Source organism: Bacteriovorax sp. DB6_IX (assembly GCF_000447775.1).
In the GTDB taxonomy this organism is placed as follows: Bacteria; Bdellovibrionota; Bacteriovoracia; order Bacteriovoracales; family Bacteriovoracaceae; genus Halobacteriovorax_A.
Window position 1 is genome coordinate 1 of sequence record NZ_AUNJ01000222.1, and the last position, 254, is coordinate 254.

Here is a 254-nt window from a genome sequence, read left to right on the forward strand (position 1 = left end):
TCATTCCACACTGCAAGTTGAAATTCTGTTCCCTCTGGTTTTAAAGGAAGATCAAATTCCTTTCTCGCACCAGAAAAGAATTCACGTAGCTGAGTTTGCGCCTTGAAAAAGTGCTCAGGAAGATTTTTTTCGTCAATATTATTATCTTCTTTTACAATTTCTACACTTCTGATATATCTTTCGCACCCAGAAATTTTTATCATTCCAAATTCAGATTTAAAGGTAAGTTGCATGAGAAATCCTATTGCTATTAT

1 pseudogene is annotated in these 254 nt (G+C 33.9%); it reads right to left on the bottom strand.

Features of this window, described 5'->3' with window-relative positions:
• A pseudogene (locus M901_RS06595) lies at nucleotides 1-233 on the bottom strand (methylated-DNA--protein-cysteine methyltransferase); the annotation flags it as partial.
• Nucleotides 234-254 lie beyond the last annotated feature (21 nt).